19 protein-coding genes and 1 pseudogene are annotated in these 23,242 nt (G+C 66.6%); 8 read left to right on the top strand and 12 right to left on the bottom strand.

What is annotated here, in order from left to right; translation table 11 throughout:
• Positions 1-50 precede the first annotated feature (50 nt).
• A complete protein-coding gene (gene coaE, locus ARGLB_RS18675; RefSeq protein WP_043419779.1) occupies positions 51-1,286 on the bottom strand; it encodes a dephospho-CoA kinase in 1,236 nt (411 codons plus the stop codon).
• 152 nt (positions 1,287-1,438) lie between these two features.
• Between coaE and ARGLB_RS18670 the strand changes: the two genes are divergently transcribed.
• Together ARGLB_RS18670 and ARGLB_RS18665 are read left to right on the top strand one after the other, a co-directional pair.
• On the top strand, positions 1,439-2,125 hold the full coding sequence (locus ARGLB_RS18670; protein WP_043419777.1) for a YigZ family protein: 687 nt from the start codon (positions 1,439-1,441) through the stop codon (positions 2,123-2,125).
• Between the two features lie 88 nt (positions 2,126-2,213).
• On the top strand, positions 2,214-2,780 hold the full coding sequence (locus ARGLB_RS18665) for a type 1 glutamine amidotransferase domain-containing protein (RefSeq protein ID WP_003805511.1): 567 nt from the start codon (positions 2,214-2,216) through the stop codon (positions 2,778-2,780).
• Positions 2,781-2,918: 138 nt separating this feature from the next.
• Here the strand turns inward: ARGLB_RS18665 and rpsA are convergent, their stop codons facing one another.
• The 3 genes from rpsA to polA all read right to left on the bottom strand — a co-directional run bounded on the left by rpsA (position 2,919) and on the right by polA (position 8,791).
• On the bottom strand, positions 2,919-4,394 hold the full coding sequence (gene rpsA / locus ARGLB_RS18660) for a 30S ribosomal protein S1 (RefSeq protein ID WP_003805509.1): 1,476 nt from the start codon (positions 4,392-4,394) through the stop codon (positions 2,919-2,921).
• A 192-nt stretch (positions 4,395-4,586) separates the two neighbouring features.
• Positions 4,587-5,876: a GNAT family N-acetyltransferase gene (locus ARGLB_RS18655; protein ID WP_003805508.1), complete on the bottom strand. Its 1,290-nt coding sequence runs from the start codon at positions 5,874-5,876 to the stop codon at positions 4,587-4,589.
• Positions 5,877-5,971: 95 nt separating this feature from the next.
• Positions 5,972-8,791 (bottom strand): DNA polymerase I, encoded by a 2,820-nt coding sequence (gene polA / locus ARGLB_RS18650; protein ID WP_083839701.1) that lies wholly within the window; start codon positions 8,789-8,791, stop codon positions 5,972-5,974.
• Here polA and ARGLB_RS18645 point away from each other — a divergent pair.
• Positions 8,790-9,368 (top strand): hotdog fold thioesterase, encoded by a 579-nt coding sequence (locus ARGLB_RS18645; RefSeq protein WP_083839700.1) that lies wholly within the window; start codon positions 8,790-8,792, stop codon positions 9,366-9,368. The two genes, polA and ARGLB_RS18645, sit on opposite strands and share 2 nt — an antisense overlap.
• 32 nt (positions 9,369-9,400) lie before the next feature.
• On the opposite strand, the pseudogene ARGLB_RS18640 reads toward ARGLB_RS18645, so the two are convergent.
• The 6 genes and pseudogenes from ARGLB_RS18640 to ARGLB_RS18615 form a co-directional block, all read right to left on the bottom strand.
• A pseudogene (locus tag ARGLB_RS18640) lies at positions 9,401-9,954 on the bottom strand (dihydrofolate reductase family protein).
• 78 nt (positions 9,955-10,032) lie between these two features.
• The gene (locus ARGLB_RS18635; RefSeq protein ID WP_003805503.1) at positions 10,033-10,254 is read right to left on the bottom strand and encodes a hypothetical protein; all 222 of its coding nucleotides are present in this window, start codon (positions 10,252-10,254) and stop codon (positions 10,033-10,035) included.
• Entirely contained in the window at positions 10,251-11,480 is a 1,230-nt protein-coding gene (locus ARGLB_RS18630; RefSeq protein WP_003805502.1) for an inorganic phosphate transporter, read from the bottom strand. The genes ARGLB_RS18635 and ARGLB_RS18630 overlap by 4 nt, the downstream gene beginning before the upstream one ends.
• A gap of 187 nt (positions 11,481-11,667) precedes the next feature.
• Entirely contained in the window at positions 11,668-12,267 is a 600-nt protein-coding gene (locus ARGLB_RS18625) for an HAD domain-containing protein (RefSeq protein WP_003805501.1), read from the bottom strand.
• A gap of 194 nt (positions 12,268-12,461) precedes the next feature.
• Positions 12,462-13,733 carry an FAD-dependent oxidoreductase gene (locus ARGLB_RS18620; protein WP_003805500.1) on the bottom strand — a complete coding sequence of 424 codons (1,272 nt, stop codon included), beginning with the start codon at positions 13,731-13,733 and terminating at the stop codon, positions 12,462-12,464.
• The gene (locus ARGLB_RS18615) at positions 13,726-15,039 is read right to left on the bottom strand and encodes an MFS transporter (protein ID WP_043419775.1); all 1,314 of its coding nucleotides are present in this window, start codon (positions 15,037-15,039) and stop codon (positions 13,726-13,728) included. Before ARGLB_RS18615 ends, ARGLB_RS18620 begins: the two co-directional genes overlap by 8 nt.
• Before the next feature lie 49 nt (positions 15,040-15,088).
• Here ARGLB_RS18615 and ARGLB_RS18610 point away from each other — a divergent pair, with 49 nt between their 5' ends.
• The 5 genes from ARGLB_RS18610 (at position 15,089) to ARGLB_RS18590 (ending at position 21,255) form a co-directional block, all read left to right on the top strand.
• A complete protein-coding gene (locus ARGLB_RS18610) occupies positions 15,089-15,886 on the top strand; it encodes an IclR family transcriptional regulator (RefSeq protein WP_043419814.1) in 798 nt (265 codons plus the stop codon).
• A 122-nt stretch (positions 15,887-16,008) separates the two neighbouring features.
• Positions 16,009-17,151, top strand: a complete 1,143-nt coding sequence (locus tag ARGLB_RS18605; protein WP_043419772.1) for a cupin domain-containing protein — start codon at positions 16,009-16,011, stop codon at positions 17,149-17,151.
• Positions 17,151-17,993, top strand: a complete 843-nt coding sequence (locus ARGLB_RS18600; protein WP_003805492.1) for a fumarylacetoacetate hydrolase family protein — start codon at positions 17,151-17,153, stop codon at positions 17,991-17,993. Before ARGLB_RS18605 ends, ARGLB_RS18600 begins: the two co-directional genes overlap by 1 nt.
• Entirely contained in the window at positions 17,993-18,760 is a 768-nt protein-coding gene (locus ARGLB_RS18595) for a maleylpyruvate isomerase family mycothiol-dependent enzyme (RefSeq protein ID WP_003805490.1), read from the top strand. The genes ARGLB_RS18600 and ARGLB_RS18595 overlap by 1 nt, the downstream gene beginning before the upstream one ends.
• A gap of 68 nt (positions 18,761-18,828) precedes the next feature.
• Positions 18,829-21,255, top strand: a complete 2,427-nt coding sequence (locus ARGLB_RS18590; RefSeq protein ID WP_003805488.1) for a phosphoketolase family protein — start codon at positions 18,829-18,831, stop codon at positions 21,253-21,255.
• Positions 21,256-21,309: 54 nt separating this feature from the next.
• Here ARGLB_RS18590 and ARGLB_RS18585 read toward each other — a convergent pair whose 3' ends face one another.
• Together ARGLB_RS18585 and ARGLB_RS18580 are read right to left on the bottom strand one after the other, a co-directional pair.
• On the bottom strand, positions 21,310-21,558 hold the full coding sequence (locus ARGLB_RS18585; RefSeq protein WP_003805486.1) for a hypothetical protein: 249 nt from the start codon (positions 21,556-21,558) through the stop codon (positions 21,310-21,312).
• A 225-nt stretch (positions 21,559-21,783) separates the two neighbouring features.
• The gene (locus ARGLB_RS18580) at positions 21,784-23,232 is read right to left on the bottom strand and encodes an SLC13 family permease (protein WP_003805482.1); all 1,449 of its coding nucleotides are present in this window, start codon (positions 23,230-23,232) and stop codon (positions 21,784-21,786) included.
• Positions 23,233-23,242 lie beyond the last annotated feature (10 nt).

The following is a 23,242-nucleotide window of genomic DNA, read 5'->3' as shown; positions in this document are numbered from 1 at the left end:
ACCGCCGGTCACTGACAGTAACCCCCTGATTCAGCTTTGGGCTGTACCTGTCAGCCCTGGGCCGCGTTGGCGGAGGTGGAAACGTACGACGGCGGCTGCCAGCCGCTGCTTTCGGCCCACCGTTCCATTCCGGGAGCCGCGACGTCGCGGAACCAGGCTTCCTTGTCGTCCGCATAGCCGGAGGTGTTGGCGTCGGAGGCGTGCAGGGCTGCCATCCGGCGCTTCTCCGCTGCATATTCCTCCCGCGCGGCCGGGTCGGCGCGCAGCCAGTCGCGGAAGCAGAGGGCGAAGCGCCAGCCCGGAGAACCTGCCACCCGGATATGGAGATTTACCGGACGCGCGGGATCGGCGTTACCGTGCAGGCGCTTGGACCAGGCAGCGGGATCGGGCCGCCCGTGGGGGCTGTCCATCAGGATGCCCGGCCAGAGCGGGAACCCCGCGGCACCCAGCAGGGGCGCAATCCGGTCTGCCGTCGCGAGGTCCGGGACCGCGAGCTGCAGGTCAATGACGTCCTTCGCCTCGAGGCCGGGCACCGCCGTCGACCCGATGTGGTCCACAGCCAGGACGTCATCCGGCGCCGCTACCTTCAGCCGCTCGGCCAGCCCGGCAGCCTGGCGCGGCCAGTCGGGGTTCGGCGCAGCCAGGACGGGCGCGCCGCTGCGGGCGGCCACTGCTCCCTGGCTGATGTTCCGCGCGAAAGGCACCAGCCGCCCGTTCCACAGCCCGTCCACCGCGGCCAGCAGCTCCTCGCGGGTCCCCGAGTTGGTGAGGACCACATCCCCTGCGGCGAGCCGGTCCTGCCGGGACGCCTGGGCGGCCATCCGCGAACGGGCATCCGCTTCAGTCATTCCACGGTGCTCAGTCATGCGCTGCAGCCGGACAGCCTCGGGCGCATCCACCACCAGAACGAGGTGGAAGTTCCTCTGCTGCCCGGTTTCCACCAGCAGCGGGATGTCCTGCACCACCACCGCGTCCTCCGCCGCGGCCGCTATCACCGCCGCGGCGCGTTCCCGGACCAGCGGATGGACGATGCCGTTGAGCTCCGCACGCCGTTCCGGCTGCTGAAACACGATGGCACCGAGGCGCGGCCGGTCGAGCCTGCCCTCGCCGTCGAGGATCTCCGGGCCGAACGCGTCCACGACGGCGGCAAGGCCGGGAGTGCCCGGTTCCACGACTTCGCGGGCGATCGCGTCGGCGTCGACGAGCACAGCCCCCAGCTCCGCCAGGCGTGTTGCCACCAGCGACTTCCCCGAGGCGATGCCGCCCGTCAACCCAATCTTCAACACTCCCCAAGACTAGTCCCCACCGCACCCCCAACCTCGCTCCGCTCGCCCAGGGAACCCTGGCGGCGTGGGCCCACCCACCGCACCCCCAACCTCGCTCCGCTCGCCCAGGGAACCCTGGCGGCGTGGGCCCACGCCCGGACTAGACTTGGGCGGTGCAAGAGCAACAGAGCAGGACGTCGGCCTTCACCACCTTGGCTGCGGGGGACGGATTCCGCCACGAAATCGAGATCAAGCGCTCCCGGTTCATCACCGTGCTGCGCCGTGCGGTGACCGAAGAAGATGCCCGCGCCCTGGTGTCCGAACTCCGCCGTGAGTTCCATGACGCACGGCACCACTGCTCGGCTTTCGTGCTTGGGCCGGACCGGGACATCCAGCGCTCCAGTGATGACGGTGAACCCTCGGGCACGGCCGGGATCCCCATGCTGGAGGCCCTTCTCCGGCGGGAAACTGCGCCCGGGGTGACGGACCTCAGCGACGTGAGCGCCGTCGTCGTGCGTTATTTCGGCGGGATACTGCTGGGTGCCGGCGGGCTGGTCCGCGCCTACTCCGATTCCGTCTCCACGGCGCTCGAGTTGGCCCCAATGGTGCAGCGCCGGCGGCTCCGCATTTGTGCCGTGCGGGTACCGCACGGCGCGGCCGGGCGGCTCGAGAACGATCTCCGCAGCGCTGGCTACGCAATGGCGGAGACCGGCTACGAAGCCCAGTCCACGGTGTTGCGGCTCGCCCTGCCGGATGCGGCCCATGACCTGGCGGCGGCCGCCGAACGGCTGGCCGCCATGACCGCGGGAAGCGCAGCCCTCCAGCGCGAGGGCACGGAGTGGATTGACGTCCCGCACTGACGGCAGGCCGAACTAATAATCAGCTTGCTTATGAGTTTCTGCTTTTCTAGGGTGGATCTGTAAGGCATCACTCGGAAAAGGAGGACGTATGTCAGAGCACGACATCACCGGCAAGAGAGTCGCGTTCCTGCTGACGGACGGCGTGGAGCAGGTCGAACTGACCAGCCCGTGGGAGGCCGTCAAAAACGCTGGCGGCGAGCCTGTCCTGGTGGCTCCGAAGAGCGGAAAACTCCAGGGTTTTGAGGGCGTCGAAAAGGGCGATACCTTCGACGTCGACCTGCCCCTTAAGGAGGCCAAGGCCTTGGACTTCCATGCCCTGGTGATTCCGGGCGGCGTGGTGAACGCCGACCACCTCAGGGTGGACAAGGACGCGCAGGCGTTTGCCCGCAGCTTCTTTGAACAGCACAAGCCCGTGGCGGCCATCTGCCATGGTCCGTGGCTGCTCATCGATGCGGGCGTCGTGAAGGGCAGGAACCTCACCTCGTACCACACGCTGGCCACGGACCTTCGGAACGCAGGCGCCAACTGGAGCGACCAGGAAGTCGTGGTTGACCAGGGCTTCGTGACCAGCCGGAACCCGGGAGACCTCCCGGCCTTCAACAACAAGGTGCTGGAGGAGATCGCCGAAGGCGAGCACGCCGGCCAGACCGCCTGACACCGCCAATCCAGGCAGCCTGCACAACACTAGTGCCGGCGACAAAAAGGTGGCCGCCCCCTTTCGGGGACGGCCACCTTTTTACTGCTGTTCAGCTGGGCTGCGTTCAGCCAGCCCAGCCAAATAAGCAGCGGGCAATTAGTTGCCGGTCAGCTTCTCGCGCAGTGCGGCAAGAGCCTCGTCCGAAGCAAGCGTGCCTGCACCGGAATCGGTGGCAGCCGGCTCGGAGGAGTAGCTGGTGGTGCCGGAGTCGCTGTCGCCGGACGTTGCAGCTGCAGCGTCGTCGGCAGCGTGCTGGGCAACCTGCTTCTTGTGTGCTTCCCAGCGGGTCTGGGCGTCAGCGTACTGCTGCTCCCAGGCTGCGCGCTGGTTCTCGTAGCCTTCAAGCCACTCGTTGGACTCCGGGTCGAAGCCCTCCGGGTACTTGTAGTTGCCCTCTTCGTCGTACTCAGCGGCCATGCCGTACAGAGCGGGATCGAATTCGGTGCTGTCGGCGTCAACGCCCTCGTTAGCCTGCTTGAGGGAGAGGGAGATGCGGCGGCGCTCGAGGTCGATGTCGATGACCTTGACGAACAGCTCGTCACCAACGGAGACAACCTGCTCAGCCAGCTCAACGTGGCGGACAGCCAGCTCGGAGATGTGAACGAGGCCTTCGATGCCGTCTTCGACGCGAACGAACGCACCGAACGGAACGAGCTTGGTGACCTTACCCGGAACAACCTGGCCGAGAGCGTGGGTGCCGGCGAAGGTCTGCCACGGATCTTCCTGCGTAGCCTTGAGCGACAGGGAGACACGCTCGCGGTCCAGGTCGACTTCGAGGACCTCGACGGTGACTTCCTGGCCAACTTCGACAACCTCGGACGGGTGGTCGATGTGCTTCCAGGACAGCTCGGAAACGTGAACCAGGCCGTCTACGCCGCCCAGGTCCACGAAGGCACCGAAGTTGACGATGGAGGAAACGACGCCGGGACGGACCTGGCCCTTTTCCAGCTTGTTGAGGAACGTGGAGCGGACCTCGGACTGGGTCTGCTCGAGCCATGCACGGCGGGACAGCACAACGTTGTTGCGGTTCTTGTCCAGCTCGATGATCTTGGCTTCGATCTGCTGACCGATGTACGGAGCAAGGTCGCGCACACGGCGCATCTCGACGAGGGATGCGGGCAGGAAGCCGCGCAGACCGATGTCGAGGATAAGACCACCCTTGACAACCTCGATGACGGTACCGGTGACAACACCGTCTTCTTCCTTGACCTTCTCGATGTCGCCCCAGGCGCGCTCGTACTGAGCACGCTTCTTGGAGAGGATCAGGCGGCCTTCTTTGTCTTCCTTGGTGAGCACCAGGGCTTCGACCTGATCGCCAACGGAGACGACGTCTCCGGGATCAACGTCGTGCTTGATGGACAGCTCGCGGGAGGGAATGACACCTTCGGTCTTGTAACCGATGTCGAGCAGAACTTCGTCGCGGTCGACCTTGACGACTGTACCTTCGACGAGGTCTCCGTCGTTGAAGTACTTGATGGTGGCGTCGACAGCTGCGAGGAAGTCCTCAGCGGTACCGATGTCGTTGATCGCGACTACGGGGGTACCGGGCTTCTCGGTGGAGGTGATGGTCATGTAGTAGGGGCTCCGTTGTGGATAGTTAGTCGGTCAGGCAAACCGCCGCGCCTGCGTTATGGAACGCAGGCGCAGGTGCGGGCACCTCGCAGGGAAGTGCCTGGTCATCCTGATTTTGTGGATTGAAGAAAAAACGTGCACGTAGTACACGCCCGTTTATTCTAGTGGCAAGCGCGAAGCAGGGTCAAAGCGCTAGAAATGCGTCAGGCAGTGTGGCGCACGTTCGACGGCGAACATTAGCTGCGCTTGGTGTGCGGCACCTGGTGTGTGCTCCAGGATCCGGCCCGCAGCCTTCAGCGTGACGGGGCAGACCGCGCCGAGGTAAATGGAGGCAAGGTCCGCCACGTCCATCGACAGGTCCGGCTGCGTATCCGTGGGCGCCGCGGAAACGGTGGCCTCGCCGCCCCTGGCGTCAAGGATGAAGGTGCCGCCGGCGAAGCCCAGCGGGTCCTCAATGCCCAGGACCAGAGTGCCGTCCACCGGATAGCGCCTGGCGCCGAGTGCGCCGACACTGTCCAGGATCCGGAGCCACAGCATGTCCCTGTGATCGGATGCTTCGACGCAGCGAGGGTCCGACAGGGCCCAGACCAGCGGATCGTCCACCGGAGCGTCCGACCAGCTGACCCGCTGGATGAGGTCGATGCTGCCGAGAAACTGCCACAGTTCCAGGTACGCGGCGTCGGTGGCGGCCACGAGGTCCACCACCTCCACGGTGTACGGTTTGGTGTCCCAGCCGGCGAACTTGTAGGACACGTAGCCGTCCACGGTTCCGTCCGCGTCATAGTGCAGCGCGCACTTGATGCCTTCGTCTTCGTTGCCGTCACGGCCGATTGTCCCTGAGACGTTCTGCCGGTAGGCCTCCTGCCGGACGATCGACCCGGGAGTGTTCCGGTGGACGCGTTCGAACACTTCGGGGGCAAGCTCCAGGAGCACCTTGCGGTCGGCAATCTCCACCGTTCCCGACGGCACGTGGCGGAGGCCGAAGCGGGGCCCGGTGTCCACCTTGATGCTGCGCTCGGATGTTGCGACGCCGTAACCGAACCGGCCGTAAATCGACCCCTCCGACGCGGTCAGCGCGGCCATCGCCAGCCCCTCCGCCTTCGCCGCGGTGAGGTCTTCGGTCATCATGCGGCGCAGGAGGCCTTGGCGCCGGTGCGTCCCGCGCACTGTCACGGCCGTGACCATGTGCGTCCGGAGCTGGCGGCCGTAGCCGACGTTAAGGTCCTTGCGGAGCGTGCCGAACGTGGCCACGGGAATGTCCGCCGCCAGGGAATGCGGTGCCACGTCGCCGGTCTGGTAGACGCCAGTCAGCTCGCGGTCGTCGCGCCGGTACATGGCCATGATCTTGTCCACGAACTCGTCGCTGCGGCGGCTGTCGTGGAAGCCGAAGCCCACCGCCTGGAGCCAATCGGTTCCCCGGGCGTAGTCGGGCGCATCCTTCTCCGCCGCCCTGAACCGCCTGATCTCGTACTTGTCCGCCACGTGCCCGCTCCCCCTTGAACCGATGAATGATGTAAACCCGAAATCAGTGACGCGCAGGGCACCCGTAGAGTGCCCTGCGCGCGTCGTGTACTTGCCTAGTGGCCGGCGTCGTACCAGCTGGTGCCGACGCCGATCTGGACTTCCAGCGGCACGCTGAGTTCAGCGGCGGCGGCCATCTGCTCAGTGACGAGCTTTTCGACTGCCTCACGTTCGCCCTTGGCCACTTCGAGCACCAGTTCGTCATGGACCTGCAGCAGCATGCGTGATTTCAGTCCCTGCGCGGCGAGCTCCGAATGCACGCCCAGCATGGCCCGCTTGATGATGTCCGCGGCCGAACCCTGGATGGGCGAGTTCAGGGCAATGCGTTCAGCGTTCTCACGTAGCTGCCGGTCCGTGCTGGTGAGGTCCGGCAGGTAGCGGCGCCGGCCTTCGATCGTGGCGGTGTAGCCGTCTACCCTGGCCTGGTCCACCACGCCGCGCAGGTAGTCACGTACGGCACCAAACCGGTCGAAGTAGTCCTTCATGAGGTTCCTGGCCTCGTCCACCGAGATCTCGAGCTGCTTGGACAGCCCGAAGGACGTCAGACCGTAGGCCAGACCGTAGGACATGGCCTTGACCTTGGAACGCATCGCGCTGGTGACCTCGGCCGGCGGCACGTGGAAGATGGACGAGCCGACGAAGCGGTGCAGGTCCTCCCCTTCGCGGTAGGCCTCGATCAGTCCGGCGTCCCCGGACAGGTGTGCCATGATCCGCATTTCGATCTGCGAGTAGTCAGCGGACAGCAGGCACTCGTAGCCGTCACTGACCACGAAGATGCCACGCACGCGGCGGCCTTCCTCGCTGCGGATCGGGATGTTCTGCAGGTTGGGGTTGTTGGACGAGATGCGCCCGGTGGCGGCCACGTTCTGGGCGTAGGTGGTGTGGATGCGCCCGTCCTCCGCCACGGACTTCTTGAGTGTCTCCACCATCTGCCGCAGCTTCGCGGATTCACGGTGCGCCATGAGCTGGACCAGGAATTCGTGCCCGGTTTTCTCCAGCAGGTTCTTCAGGGAAGCGGCATCCGTGGTGTAGCCGGACTTGATCTTCTTGGTCTTGGGCAGTTGCAGCTCCTCGAAGAGGACGGTCTGCAGCTGCTTCGGCGAACCGAGGTTCACCTCGTGGCCGATCGCGGCGAACGCCCGTTCCTGGGCGTCGTCGATCACCCTGGCCAGATCCGCCAGCTGTTCCTCCATCAGCTCCAGGGAGACGGCGATACCGGCCGTCTCCATGTCCGCCAGGACACGGGCCACCGGCAGCTCCAGCGTGGCCAGCAGGTCCTCGGCCTTGCGGTCCTTCAGTTCCGATTCGAAGTACTGGCTCAGCTTGTGGACGACGGCGGCCACCTGGACCAGCGCGCCGGACGCCGCGGCGTCGTCGTCGTCGAATGCCAGCTCCAGCTGGCCCGCCTTGGCGGCCTCGGGCGTGATGTGGATGTTCAGGTGGAACTGGGCCAGTTCGGCCAGTTCATAGGTGCGGCGGTCGGGCTGGATGAGGTAGCCGGAGATGGAGGTGTCATCCACCACGCCCTCCAGGCCGAACCCGCGGTTGGCCAGTGCCTTCAGCGCCGCCTTGTAGCCGTGCGTCACCTTCGGGGATCCCGCGTCCCGGAGCCACTGGGCCAGCACGTTTTCCGCCTCGGCGTCCAGCGTGGTGAGGTCGACGTAGGCCGCGGCATCGTCCCGCACGATCGCGACGGCGTCCGCGTCCTCGCCGATCCGGCCGGGCAGCACGTCCACGGCGAGGGCGGACCGCTGATCGGTCCCGGCCTCGAGGAAGGCCCGGAGCGCGTCGGCGTCCGTCAGCGTGGTGAAGTCCCTGGTCTCCAGGGCTTCGCGCTCCGGCGCCGGGGCTTCGCTGGCGTAAAGGTCGAAGAGCCGGGTGCGGATGGTCTTGAATTCGAGCTCGTCGAAGAGATCCTCCAGCGCCTGCTGGTCCGGCCGTGGATCAGCCAGTTCGTCCAGCGTCACCGGCAGGTCAAGGTCGGTGTGGAGCTGGTTCAGTTTCCGGTTGCGCTTGACGGCGTCGACGTTGGCGCGCAGCGAGTCCCCCACCTTTCCGCCGATGGCATCGACGTGTTCCAGCACGCCTTCGAGGCCGCCATAGAGGTTGATCCACTTGGCTGCCGTCTTGGGACCGACGCCGGGGACGCCCGGCAGGTTGTCCGCGGTCTCGCCCACCAGGGCCGCGAGGTCCGAGTAGCGCGAGGGGCTGACGAAGTACTTGGCCTCAACGGCGGCGGCGTCCATGCGCGGGATGTCGCTGACACCTTTCTTCGGGTACAGCACGAACACGTTGTCGGTGATGAGCTGGAAGGCGTCACGGTCCCCAGATACGAGCAGAACCTCGTAACCGGCCTTTTCACCCATGGCGGCGAGCGTGGCCAGGATGTCGTCCGCCTCGTAGCCGGGCATCTTGATGGTCTTGATGCCCCACGCGCCCATGACCTGGTCGATGAGGTCGATCTGGCCGCTCATTTCCCGGGGCGTCTCGTTGCGGCCGCCCTTGTACTCGCTGTACTCGGCCTTGCGGTGAGTGGTGTCATCCGAGACGTCGAAGGCGACCGCGATGTGGGTGGGCTTCTGCTCCTTGATCAGGTTGATGAGCATGGACGTAAAGCCGTGGATCGCGTTGGTGTGCTGGCCCCGGGCGGTGGAGAACTTGTCGGCCGGGAGGGCGAAGAAGGCCCGGAAGGCCATGGAGTGCCCGTCCAGCACCAGAAGCCGGGGCTGCTCCGTCAGGGGAATAACGGGGGCCTCGGTGGCCGACACCGACGGGGCGTCCGGCGAGGACACCGCGATGTCCTGAAGGGTCTGGGTTGTGGACGGAATTGGGGCCGGTTTGGTTGTTTCACTCACAGGTGCCAGCCTAGTTGCCATGATGGACAATTTCACGCCCGGGCCCGCCGGTGAGGCCAGCCCCACAGAGGCCGGCCCGACGGCGGAACCACGCCCCGCCGGCAAAACGCCTGCCGCGGTTGAAGCGCCAGCTGCGGTGGAAGCCACAGCGGAAGCACAGTTCAGGGAAGAGCTGTTTGCCGCCGGCGTCCCGGAACACCTCCACGGCTGGCTTGCCGACTACGGCATCGGTGCCTTGGTGGTGAAGATGGGGATCCGGTTCCTGGAGATGAGCCCCGAACGGTGCGTGGCCACGATGCCGGTGGAGGGGAATACCCAGGTGGCAGGCATCCTGCATGGCGGCGCACACGTGGTGCTGGCCGAAACACTGGGGTCGTTTGCCGCCGGGATGCATGCCGGTCCCGGCCGCCAGGCGCTGGGCATTGAGGTTGGCGCCACCCACCACCGCGCCGTTTCCGCCGGCACGGTGACCGGAACCTGTACGGCCATCCACCTCGGCCGCACGGTGGCCACCCACGAAATCGTGATGACCGACGAGCAGGGGCGCAGGCTGTCCACGGCGCGCATCACCAACCTCATCCGGGACACGGGCCGGTAGGCAGAAAACCGTAGACAGATGACCAACGCGCCCTAAGGCTGGCGCGCAGGCCACCTGTACCGGAGCTCCACGATCCCCCGCCCCTGGGGACGTGCCTCCTGCAACTCAAGTGGCGCCGTCGGGCCCTGGACGAGGGGAAGCAGCCGCTTTCCGCCGCCAAGCACCACGGGGATGACCGAGACGATCAGTTCGTCCAGCAGGCCGGCGTCGGCGAACTGGGCGGCGAGCTCGCCGCCGCCCACCATCCAGATGTTTTTGCCGCCGGCGTCACGCCGGAGGTCGTCGATGAATTCGGTCACTTCGCCGCGCACGAATGTGATGTCTGCCCCCGGCGGGGCGCTGAACTCGTGGTGGGTGAAGATCCAGCAGGGCGTGCCTGGGTAGGGCCAGTTGCCGGGTTCGTGCTCCATCAGCCACTCGTAGGTAGTCCCGCCCATGGCGATGCAGCCGACGCCACCATGAAGGTTTCGTAGCTTTCCTTGCCGCCTTCGAAGCCGTCGAACTGCAGCAGCCAGGCAAGATCGTCGTCTGCGGTGGCGATGAAGCCGTCGAGGGAGGACGCAACATAATACTGGACACTGGGCATGGGCCCAGCCTAGCCACTCCGGATGGAGGTTCACAGGGGCAGCCCGGCCCCGTGGCCGTCCGCGGCCGGACGGTGCAGCTAGCCGCTGAAGTACGGAATGATCAGGTAGAGCCCGAACAGCACGGCGACGCCGCAGAGCCCGAAGCAGATGTAGGAGAGGTACTTGACCCAAACGGGCGCGGCGACCTGCCGGTCACCGGCGATGGCCGTAAGCCGGACTCCGAGGGAATAGAGGACCACGACGGTCACGGCTGCGATCAGTGTGGCACCTGCCACGGTGACGAGTTCCAACCACTTCATCGCTGCGGGCCCTTCGGGTTGTTGTTCCTGGCGCGCTCGGCGGCGCGGGCCCTGGCGAGGGCCTTCTTCTTCGCGAAGCGGACAGCCTGCCCGGCCTCTTCGACTTCAACGGCGTTGTGGTGGCCCACCTGGGATTTGCGGGACACCAGGAACATGTACAGCACCGCCGCGGTGCCGGCCACGGCCGCGATCACCACACCGACAACCCCGGTCTTGACCAGCAGGGCGGTCAAAGCACCCACGATGCCGGCCGCCGGCAGCGTGAACAGCCAGCCGAGGGCGATGCGCCCCACCATGCCCCAGCGCACCGTGGTTCCCCTGCGGCCCATGCCCGAGCCGATCACTGATCCGGATGCCACCTGCGTGGTGGACAGGGCAAAGCCGAGGTGCGAAGAGGCCAGAATGGCGGAGGCGGTGCTTGACTCGGCCGCGAAGCCCTGGGCGGGCTTCACCTCGGTGAGCCCGGCGCCCATGGTCCGGATGATGCGCCAGCCGCCGGCGTACGTTCCGATGGCGATGGCGAGTGCGCACGCCGTGATCACCCATAGCTGCGGGCCCGAACCGGGATCCTGTGTCCCGGCCGCGATCAGCACCAGGGTGATGATGCCCATGGTCTTCTGGGCATCATTGGTGCCGTGCGCCAGGGCCACCAGGCTGGAGGTGAAGATCTGGCCGGTCCGGAAGCCGCCACGCTTCTGCGTGAGCTTGCTGCCTGTCTCCGGATCGTGCCGTGAGGTGAGCGCGTAGGCGATGCGGGTGCAGACGTAGGCCACAAGACCTGCAATGACCGGGGCGAAGACTGCGGGCAGAATGACTTTTTGGAGCAGCGTCTCAAGGTTGACGGTGTGGAATCCGATGCCCGCGATTGCGGCACCGATGAGGCCGCCGAAGAGCGCATGGGATGAACTGGAGGGCAGTCCCTTGAGCCAGGTGATCATGTTCCACAGGATGGCGCCCATAAGGCCGGCGAAAATGATGTCAGGGGTGATCTGGACGCCGCCTGACCCCTCGCGGATGATGCCGCCCGAGACCGTTTTGGCGACTTCCGTAGACAGGAACGCGCCAACCAGGTTCAGGGCCGCCGCGAGGGCAACCGCAGTCTTCGGCTTGATGGCACCGGTGGCAATGGGCGTGGCCATCGCGTTTGCGGTGTCATGGAACCCGTTCGTGAAATCGAAAAATAATGCCAGCGCAATGACCAGCGCCACCATGAAGGTGATGTCCACCTGTTGCCCAATCTGCAGAGTCTACGTTCAGCAGTTCCACTTCCCCTGCCTGCACTGCACAGCATAGTTCACCCGATGTTAAAGAAAACGTCTCCGGGTGGGGTAGCGAAGCTGCAGGGCGGGCTTGAAACCCTATCGATCGTACGCGCCCTGCAGACGAGGTCAAACCTGCACCGCGCAGGTGCTGTCACACCTGCCGGTCCGGGTGCCGGGCGAAGGCGCGGATGGCTTCCAGCTCGCCCGGCGACAGTCCGGTCCGGGGATCCGGCGAGACCAGCATGGCACGGCGGCCAAGGATCCGGGCCCAGGCCTGCGCGCGGCCCTCGAAGGCGAGCTGGTCGTCCACCCAGACGATGCGCTCCGGCGTGTTCCTGCCCACATCCGCCTGGATGGCTTCCAGCTTCCACCACTCCGCACCGCTTCCCGCCCCGTCTGCGGTCAGAACAGGCCACAAGCTTCCCTCCAGCCCGGTGACCGGGCAGAGTACTGCAGGCGCCAGTTCCTCCCAGCTGGTGAGCCAGACGAAACGCAGACCGGGCCACAGCGTCAGTCGGTTCAGGGCCGCCACCAGCTCCACCGCGTAAGCCACTTCCAGCATTCCGGCATAGGCATAGTGCCATGCTGAGCCCCAGGGTGTGGTTCCCGTGGGGCCGAACGGGCACACGACGCCGTCCACGTCCAGGTACAGGGTGACCTGGGCGGCCGGGTGTTCATGCAGCGTCGGGTCTCCATTCAGCGCCGGGTCTCCATTCGGCGCTGGGTCTCCACTCTGCGCGGCATTTCCCACGGCATTCCTCCTACGCCTGCTACCGGCGATGGACCCAACGCTACGGAACGCCCGCCGGACGGGGCAATGCTTTCAGGTTGCACAGGGCTTTCAGGCAGCACAGGGCTTTCAGGCAGCACAGGGCTTTCAGACAGCACAGGGCTTTCAGACAGCGCGGGGCTTTCAGACTGCATGCTCCCGCCCGGTACGGTTCCCTACGCCGGAACCGTTGCCCGCACGGACGACGCCGGAACCGCTGCGGCCGGAACGCCGTCGCCGTCCTGGCCGTACAGCCAGTCGTTGTACTGGAAGTTGTTGTCCTTCCGGCTCTTGAACAGCAGGTTGCGCAGCGACCGGGCCAGTCCGGAGACGTGCCAGGATTCGCCCCAGATGCGGGCGGTGCGCTGGACCCGTGCGGTGCGGCCGGCGCGGACGTTGTTGAATTCCCTGATGGCGTCATCCCAGCCTCCGGGGTTGACGCCGTCGGGGGTGAACACCGTGCCGTTGCTGGCGTCCTGCAGCACGGCCGCGTCCTCGAGCGCCTGGCAGGCGCCCTGGGCGAGGTACTGCAACATCGGGTGCGCGGCGTCGCCCATCAGGACCATCCGGCCGGCCACCCAGTTTTCGATCGGGTCGCGGTCGTACATGGGCCAGCGCATGCTGGTGCCCAGGTTTTTCAGCGCTTCCTGGACGGCCGGGACGCAGTCCTTGTACGCAGCCTCGAGCTCGTCCACATCGCCGTACTGCTCTTCGCCGCGTTCGAAGGAAGGGGACTTGAAGACGGCCACGGTGTTCAGCAGCTCGCCCTTGCGCAGCGGGTACTGCACGAGGTGGCAGTCCGGTCCGAGGTAGACGATGACGTCCTCCAGGTCCGCCTTCGGGGTGTTTTCCGTAATGGGAACGGTGCCGCGGTAGGCGACGTAGGCCGACGAGACCGGCTCGTCCTTGGCCACGAGCGGACGCAGGGTGGACTTGAGTCCGTCGGCGCCGATCACGACGTCTGCTTCGTAGTCCACACCGGCGGCGGTGTGCGCCACGCCCCGGCCGTTGACGGTTTCGACGCTCTCGACCATGACATCGTTGACAAGCCTGACGCCCGCAGCTTCACAGCCTTCAAGCAGGACCCGGTGCAGGTCGCTGCGGTGGATCACGACGTACGGCGCACCGTAGCGTTCGGCAAATTCGCCGCCGAGCGTCTGCCGGGTGAGCTCCTCGCCGGTGATGGCGTCGCGGAAGACCAGGTGCTTGGGCTGGACACCGATTTCCAGTGCCTTTTCCAGCAGTCCCCAGCGCCGGAGGACGCGGGAGGCATTGGGGGCCATCTGCAGCCCCGCTCCCACCTCGCCGAATTCCGGCGCCCGCTCCACGAGGGTGACATTGGCGCCGTTCTCGCGCAGCGCGAGTGCTCCGGCCAGTCCGGCCATTCCCCCTCCGATGACGAGAACATCGGTGGACGGTACATCGGTAGACGGGGCGTGTTCAGACATTGATTGCTCCTGTTGGTGAAGGTGAAATGGAGAGTTTTGACTTGAGTTTGAGGCCGACGGCGGTTAGCAGCACCGCGGCGATGGCGGCTGCTCCGGCGAAGGCCAGGAAATTGGAATTGACGCCCAGCCCGGCGGCCAGCAGCAGGCCACCTATCTGGGGTGCGGCGACGGCGCCAATCCGGCCCGTGCCAAGGGCCCAGCCCAGCGCGGTCCCCCGCAGGTGACCGGGATAGTGGCTGGCGACGGCGGCGATGATGAGGCACTGAGTGCCGTGCGTGCCCACACCGGCGAGGACCAGCATGAAGTACACGACCCCGACGGGTGGCCCGAGCACGAGGACCACCAGCGCTCCGGCGGCGACGAAGGCGGCGGCGATCGCCGTCGGAATCGGACCAAAACGGGTGCCTGCCCAGGCCGCGATGACCGAGCCGGCCACCGCCCCGAGGTTGAGGGCCAGGGCGAAGGTCAGGGCGGAACCCAGGTTGTAGCCGGCCAGCTGCATGAGGTTGGGCAGCCAGGTGCCCAGCCCGTACCAGGCGAAAAGGGTGGCAATCGTCGCTACGGCGAACAGCACGCTGATCCCCAGGTAGGGGGCGCGAAGCAGGGAACTGAAGCCGGATGGTTCTTTGCCTGTGGCGGCTTTGTCGGGGCCACCCGCCGGTGCCAGCGTCTCCGGAAGGTATTTCAGTCCGAGAGGCACCACGATCACCAGGGCAAGCACGGCCACCAGGAACATTGACTCCCATCCGAAGGTTGGGATCATCTGAATGCCGACGAGCGCGGCGACGGATCCGCCGATCGGGACACCGGACATCATCAGGGTGGCAACGGTAGACCGCCATTTGGCGGGCACCAGCTCGGCAACGAGGGCGTTCGCCGACGGCACCAGGCCGCCGAGTCCAAGGCCGGCGAGGAGCCGCAGGGCGCCGAAGACGGCGGCGTTGGGCGCGAAAGCGCACAGGATGGTGAAGACCGAAAAGACCACGGCGCAGCCCAGGATGGTGCGGCGGCGGCCCCAGGCGTCGGCCATCCGGCCGGCAAAGATTGCCCCAATCATCATGCCGACGAAGGCCATGGATCCTATGGTTCCGGCGGTGGCCTTGCTCAGTCCCCAGCCGGTTTCGGAGATCAGCGAGGACTGGACGGTGCCGTAGACGATGAGGTCGTAACCGTCGAAGACCACCAGCAGCCAGCAGACAAGCACGGCAAGGGCGGACTGTTTCGAGAAACGGGGCGCCGGCGCCGGCGGGAGGACTGCCTCCGGCATGGACCGCTCCGGCGCTGCAGCGGAAGGTGTGTGATTCATGCCACCAACTCTCATGGCTGAGGCGGCGGCACTCCAATACAATTCTGGCATGCAGAATTCACCGCTCAAGAGGAAGCCCACGTACTCGATCGAGGCGGTGGACAATGCCCTGCAGCTGCTGCAACTGCTGCGCGACGGGGGCAGCCTGCGACTCAAGGACGCCGCGAGCGAACTTGGCGTGGCACCGTCCACGGCACACCGCCTGCTGGCGATGCTGGTGTACAGGGGCTTCGCCGTGCAGGACGAGACGAGGCGGTACGTCCCCGGACCCGCGATGGGGGCGGGCCCGGCAGGGGTCACCTGGACCCGGCTGCTGCGGAACCTGGCACGCCCCCACATGGAACTGCTGAGCTCGCGCCTCAACGAGACCGTGAACCTCATGATCCGGGTGGGCACCAAGGTCCGGTTCCTGGAGACAATTGAAGGCACCAACGCCCTTCGCGTGGGCGACAGGCAGGGAACCGTACTGCCGGCGCACAGGGCATCCGGCGGCAAGGCCATGCTCGCCGAGCTGGAACCGGCACTGGTTGAGCAGCTGTTCCGGAGCCAGAATGCCGAGATTGGCGGGGACAGCATTCCCGACGCCGAGTTCCCGGCGTTCCTGCGGGAGCTGGAAACCATCCGCAGCAACGGCTTCGCGGCCAACTTCGAGGGAACCGAGGAGGGCATCAGCGCACTCGGCATGGCCCTGCACAACGGGAAGGGCGAGGTGGTGGGCGCGATCACCGTAGCCACGCCGGTGACCAGGTTCCGCACCGTCTTCGACGCCGGCCTAGTGCGGGCCATGCTGGAAACGCGCCGGCAGCTGGAGATCGATATCGCCGCCAATCCCGCCGAGCCGGGCTGACGGAAACGAGCGAGAGGCGGCTTCAAGATTCTGCAGGACAGAATATGCTGGGGGTCACAGCCGCAGCGTCCCTAGTCTCGGTAGTGCGCCCAGACGTATTCGCACTCACCGAGGAGGCCCCCGTGTCCATCAGCGCCGAGACCACGACCCATGCATCAGTTGCCGCCGCCCATGTGGCCCCGGAGCCGACCCCGGAGGAAGCCGTGCAGCTGGAGCAGCTGTACAGGGACTTCGAGTCGGAGAACCTGATCCCGCTGTGGACCGAGATCGGTGACCTGATGCCGATGGTCCCGTCCCCGAAGGCCGTGCCGCATGTGTGGCGCTGGGACGACCTCTACCCCTTGGCTGCCCGCGCCGGTGACCTGGTCCCGGTCGGGCGCGGCGGCGAGCGGCGGGCCATAGCCCTCGCCAACCCGGGGCTGGGTGGCACGCCCTATGCGACACCGACGCTGTGGGCGGCCATCCAGTATCTCGGCGCCCGGGAGACCGCCCCGGAGCACCGGCACTCGCAAAACGCCTTCCGGTTCGTCGTCGAGGGCGAAGGCGTCTGGACCGTGGTGAACGGCGACCCGGTACGGATGTCCCGCGGAGACTTCCTCCTCACACCCGGCTGGAACTTCCACGGCCACCACAACGACACCGATGAGCCGATGGCCTGGATCGACGGCCTGGACATCCCGTTCGTGCACTACGCCGACGCCGGGTTCTTCGAGTTCGGCACCGAGCGCGTCACCGACGAGGCGACCCCGGACATCTCCCGGTCCGAGCGGCTCTGGGCCCACCCGGGCCTGCGTCCCCTCTCCGGCCTGGACGACACCACCAACTCCCCCATCGCCGCGTACCGGTGGGAACACACCGACGCCGCGCTGCGCGAGCAGTTGCTGCTGGAGGATGAGGGCCACCCGGCCACGGTGTCACAGGGCCATGCCGCCGTCCGGTACTCGAACCCGACCACGGGCGGGGATGTGATGCCCACCATCCGCGCCGAGTTCCACCGGCTCCGGGCCGGCGCCGCCACCGAGCGCCTGCGCGAGGTCGGCTCCAGCGTGTGGCAGGTCTTCGAAGGCACCGGCACCGTGCTGCTCAATGGCGAACCGCGGAACCTGGCCAAGGGAGACCTGTTCGTCGTCCCGTCCTGGCAAGAATGGTCCCTGCAGGCCGACGCTGGTTCTCAAACGGGGTTTGACCTGTTCCGGTTCAGCGACGCCCCCATCTTTGAACGACTGAACTTCAACCGCACCTACACCGAAGGACGCAACAAGTAATGAGACTCCTCACCCTCCGCCTCGCCGAAGGCACCGGAAATTCCAAAGGCACGGCCGCCGTCCGCCAGGACGGCGACACCCTGACCGAGATCGACGGGTTCAGCGACGTCGGCGCCCTGCTGAAAGACTCCAACTGGGAGTCGATCGCCCGGGCGGCCAACGGCGCAACGCACCCGCTCGAGGGCGCCGACCTCGAGGCCGTTGTCCCGGCTCCGGGCAAGATCATCTGCGTGGGCCACAACTACCGGAACCACATCAAGGAAATGGGAAGGGAAGTCCCGGAACACCCCACCCTGTTCGCCAAATACGCCGAATCCCTGATCGGCCCCAACGACGACCTGGCGCTGCCGCAGGAATCCGACGCCGTGGACTGGGAAGCCGAACTCGCCGTCGTTATCGGTAAAACCGGCCGCCGGATCAGCGAAGCCGACGCGAAGGACCACATCGCCGGATACTCGGTCCTGAACGACATCAGCATGCGCGACTACCAGTTCCGCACCGTCCAGTGGCTGCAGGGCAAGACCTGGGAAAACTCCACCCCGTTCGGCCCCGCCCTGGTCACCAAGGACGAGTTCAGTGCCGGCCCGCTGATGACCTCCGCCGTGGATGGCGAGATCCAGCAGCAGACCCCCACCGGGGACCTCGTCTTCACCCCCGAATACCTGGTCTCCTACATCTCCACCATCATCACCCTGAACCCCGGCGACGTGATCGCCACCGGCACCCCCGGCGGTGTGGGCCACGCCCAGGACCCTAAGCGCTACCTGCAGGAAGGCCAGGTCCTGGTTACCACCGTCGAGGGCCTGGGCCAGCTGGCCAACCGCGCGGTCAAGGAGGCCTGATGGTCGCCCGCAGCGACCTCGCCACCGATCGGCGCCTGCAGGAAGAACTCCTGCAGGCCCGGCGGGGCACCGCGTTCTTCGCCCGCAAACTGAGCGAACTCACCGATGATGAGCTCGACGGCGGCTCCCTCCTTCCGGGCTGGACCCGCCGACACGTCGTGGCCCACGTCGGCTACAACGCCCGCGCGATCGCCCGGCTGGTCGAATGGGCCGCGACCGGGGTGGAGACACCCATGTACCCCTCCACCGAGGTCCGGGACCACGAGATCAACTTCGGCGCCACCCTCTCCCCGATCGCCCTGCGGAACCTCTTCGACCACTCCGCGGTGCACCTGTCCGTCGAATGGCGCGACCTGCCCGACCGGGACTGGGCCAACGAAGTGAAGACCGTCCAGGGCCGCACCGTGCCTGCCTCCGAAACCGTCTGGATGCGCACCCGCGAAGTCTGGATCCACGCCGTCGACCTGGGCAACGGCGCAACCTTCGGCGACATTCCCGCACCCGTCCTGGAACGGCTGCTGCGGGACATCACCGGCGCCTGGAAAACCCGTGGCACCGACGCCGGGCTCCTCATCAAAGTCACCGGCACTGAAGTAGCAGGCACGGATCTCACGTTCGGCGACACCAGCGCCACGGACCCGACGATCATCACCGGCCCCCTGCCCGCCGTCGTCGAATGGGCCACCGGCCGCGGCACCACCGGCGTCACCGCCGCCCGCGGGACCGAGGGGCTGACCAACGTTCCCGCCGCCCCGAAGTGGATCTGAGGTCGGCCAAAACGCCGGGGTAGACTGTGCCCGTCAGCGCGGGAACGGATCCGACGGAAGGCACATTCATGGGCACGGCCGGGGCAAACGGGGCAATGTCGGACGACGAACTGGACCTCCTCCACCGCTACTGGAGCGCGGCGAACTACCTGACGGTGGCCCAGATCTACCTCCAGGACAATGCATTGCTCCGGGAGCCGCTGCGGCCGGAACACATCAAGCCGCGGTTGCTGGGACACTGGGGCACCGGACCCGGGCTGTCGCTGATCTACGCCCACCTGAACCGCCTGATCCGGAATACGTCGGCCGAGGTCCTGTTCATCGCCGGGCCGGGCCACGGCGGACCGTCCGTGGTGGCGAACGTCTACCTCGAAGGCACCTACTCCGAGGTCTACCCCGACGTCAGCCGCGACGCTGCCGGCATGCACCGGCTGGCACGGCAGTTTTCGACGCCGGGCGGCGTGGGCAGCCACGTGGGCCCCGCCACCCCCGGTTCCATCCACGAGGGCGGCGAACTGGGCTATTCACTCATGCACGCCACCGGCGCGGTGATGGACAACCCCGGACTCATTGCCGCCTGCGTGGTGGGCGACGGCGAAGCCGAGACCGGGCCGCTCGCCGCCTCCTGGACGGCACCGTTCTTCCTCAACCCTGTGCGGGACGGCGCGGTCCTGCCCATCCTGCACCTCAACGGGGCCAAAATTTCCGGCCCAACTGTCCTGGGCCGCCGCTCGGATGAAGATGTTGAGGCGCTGCTGCACGCCAACGGCTGGGAGCCCGTGACGGTCTCCGGCGACCAGCCTGGGAAGGTCCATCGGGCCCTGTCCGCCGCGCTCGACAATGCTTATGCCACCATCCGGGACATCCAGCGGGACGCCCGGGACGCCGGTTCCGGTGACACCGGAACCGGCAGTAATCGAACGCGAAATCGAACGACGGCGGCCCGCTGGCCGGCGATCATTCTCCGCACGCCCAAGGGGTGGACGGGCCCGGAAACCGTAGACGGCAGTCCGGTGGAAGGCACGTTCCGTGCGCATCAGGTTCCCCTGTCAGGCGTCAAGGACGACCCGGAGCACCTGGCGCTGCTGGAGCAGTGGATGCGTTCCTACCAGCCGGAATCGCTGTTCGACGACGGCGGCAGGCTCCTGCCCGAACTGGCCGCACTGGCGCCAGAAGGCAGGCTCCGGATGGGGGCCGCACCCTGGGCCAACGGCCAGCCGTCCGTCCCGCTGGAGATTCCCGACCTCGTGCAGTACGCCGTCGATCCCGGACGGCCGGGCTCCACCAGCGTCGAAACCACCAAGCCGCTGGGCGAGCTTTTCCGCGACCTCTACACAGGAACGGAGGACAACCCCCGGTTCCGGCTGTTCTGCCCGGATGAGACCAACAGCAACAGGCTGGGCGCCGTCTTCGAGGCCACCGACCGCTGCCTCCTGCTCCCGGGGCACGATGGGGACGACCACGTCTCGGCGGACGGGCGCGTGATGGAGGTGCTCTCGGAGCACCTCTGCCAGGGCTGGCTGGAGGGCTACCTGCTGACCGGCCGGCACGGGTTCTTCGCCAGCTACGAGGCCTTCGCCATGGTCAGCGCCTCCATGACCGTCCAGCACGCCAAATGGCTGCAGCACGCCCGGGAGCTGGCATGGCGGTCGCCGGTGCCGAGCCTGAACATCCTGCTGACCTCCACGTGCTGGCGCAACGACCACAACGGCTTCAGCCACCAGGGCCCGGGCCTGATTGACACCGTGCTGTCCCTGTCCGGCGAGGTGACCAGAATCTACCTGCCGCCAGACACCAACACGCTGCTGGCAGCCGCAGAGCACGCACTGCGCAGCAAGGACTACGTGAACCTGGTCGTCGTCGACAAGCAGTCCCATCCCCAGTACCTCACGCTGGCGGAAGCCCGCGCGCACGCCGAAGCTGGAGCGTCGCGGTGGGAATGGGCCGGCAACGAAAATGGCAGCAGCGCGGAACCCGACATCATTCTCGCCTGCGCCGGCGACATCCCCACCGAGGAGGCACTGGCGGCCGCTTGGCTGCTGCAGCGCCACGTTCCGGATGCCACCGTTCGCGTGGTGAACGTCATGGATGCCATGGTGCTTCCGCCGCGGGAGGTGCACCCACACGGGCTCGACGACGGGACGTTCACTTCGCTGTTCACGGACACCGGCGAGGTGGTCGTGGCCTGGCACGGCTACGCCCGTTCCTTCCACCAGCTCCTGCATGGCCGGCCGAACCCGGAGAGGTTCCACGTCCGCGGCTACAGCCAGCAGGGCACCACCACCACACCGTTCGACATGGTGGTTCTCAACCGGATGAGCCGCTACCACCTGGCACTGGAGGCACTCAGCCGGATGCCTCGGCAGTTCGACGGCGCGCAGGCCCTGGCCGACCACTGCAACCAGCTGCTGGACGCCCACGCCGAATACATCCGGGAGCACTTCGAAGACCTGCCCGAAATCCGCGAATGGGTCTGGTCGCCGCCAGGTTCCTGAACAGCCCCAGGCTCCTGAACAGCCAGGTGGGACACCACAAAGCGTCGCCTCGCGTCAGTGGCGGCGCGGGCGTCGGTATACCTTGAGCCCGTCACCGTGCAGGAACAGCGCGCGGCCGTTTGCGCCGTCCTGGTGTATCCAGAGCATGCTTCCATCCATGGCCAGCATGTCAATCTTTCCTGATGCTATGGCTTTGCCGTTCCGGTAGATCTCCACCTGGTCAGCGCGGGACAGTTTTGACCAGTTGGGTACCGGCTCAGGTCGTGCGGCCAGCGGTTTGGGGGTGCGTGAATAATTTGTCATGGCAGTGTCCTTGTCGAGTGGGAGGGCTGGACGAGCGGAAGAGATGGGCGAGACCGGGCGGGATTGTGGCGAAGGCAGGGAGCCGTTGCCGTCTCCCTGCCTTCTGCGTGCGGACCCGCGTCCCGCGCCCGTCCTTCGGGCTACCTGTTGCGATGGAGTGCGGGGTCGGGACCGACGCGCGCCGGATGTGCCCGGCAGTCTTCGATCTCCAGCTGTTCTGGCTGGTTACATGATGCCGGTGGGTACCAGCAGTGCCCAGGCCAGGGCCGGGGCGACCAGCACGACACCGCCGGCGTACATCATCAACTGCTTGTAGACGCGCTGCCGGTCGTCCTCGCGGGCGTTGGCGACCACCAGGGCACCGTCGGTGGAGAAGGGCGAGACGTCCACGACGGTGGCCGCGATGGCGAGGGCAGCCACCGTTCCGGAAGCGCTCAGCGAGCTCGTGGCCAGCAGAGGGCCGGCCAGGGGGATGAACGCGGTCAGCAGGGCCGTGGAGGAGGCGAAGGCTGAGCCGACGCCGATTACGTAACAGAGGACCAGTGCGATGAGCAGCGGTGCGCCCAGTGCCAGGGCCTGCTCGGCGAGGGTGTCGATGACGCCCACGTGCTGGAGCAGGGAGACGTAGGTGATCATGCCGGCGACCAGCAGGACGGTGGACCAGGAGACTCCGCCGACGAAGGTCCGGTGTTCCTTGATGTTTACGAATGCCAGCAGGAGGCCGGCGGAGAGGGCCACAAAGCCGATGGGCATGTGGAAGCCCAGGGTGCACACCAGCATCACGGCGATCAGGGCCAGCGTGAAGATTTGCTGGCCATGGGGACGGCCGGTTCGGGACGTGTCGACGTCGGCGTGCTGGCCGCCGTGGCTGTCGCGCAGTTTGCCGATGAGGGCGAACAGGACCACTGTCAGTGCGGAGAGGATGAGGTTGACGGCGAAGCTGGCGGCGAAGAGTGCGCCCTGGGAGATGGGAAAGTCGTTTTTCAGGGCGATGTCATGCACCAGTACGCCCGCCACCGACAACGGGGAGAAGCCGCCGGCGTGCGCTCCGTTGATGATGAACGCGCCCATCAGCACGGGATGGATGCGCGACTCGTAGGCGAATCCGATGGCTGCCGGTGCCAGCAGTGCGACCGCGGCCGGTGAGAAGGTGCCCAATGATGTCAGCGCGGCAGCGATCAGGAAGAACACCCACGGCAAGAGCATCGTCTTGCCCCTGACGAGGCGCACGCAGGTCCGGACGATGATGTCGATGGTGCCGTTCCGCTGGGCCATGCTGAAGAAGTAGGTGACGCCGATGATCGTCAGGACGATGCTGGCCGGGAATTCTTCAAGGATCTGTTTGTCGGTCATGCCAAGCATGAAGTAGCCGACGCCGAAGGACGCGACCAGCCCCATGACGCCGATGTTCAGCGGCCACTTCGTTGCCACGACGAACATAACCACGAGGATGACGAGCGGGATGATCTGCACAGCGGTCATGGTGGGCTCCCGTTCCGCGGTGGCCGCCGGGTTGAAGATGTCACCCCCCAGCATGAGGGCAATCAACGCCAGGATCGCGAAACCGGCGGCCACCGCCACCAGTAGGATACGGCGGCGTCGGGTGGGACGCCTGGTGTCTTCGCCGCGGGTCTCGCCCGCAGCGGCAATGGTGCGGGTCTCAGTCTTGGTCATGATGGTCTCC

Origin of the sequence: Arthrobacter globiformis NBRC 12137 (genome assembly GCF_000238915.1) — a bacterium.
GTDB classification, from domain to species: domain Bacteria; phylum Actinomycetota; class Actinomycetes; order Actinomycetales; family Micrococcaceae; genus Arthrobacter; species Arthrobacter globiformis.
The sequence above is the reverse complement of the archived record's forward strand: the minus strand, read 5'-3'. Positions and strand labels throughout refer to the sequence as shown.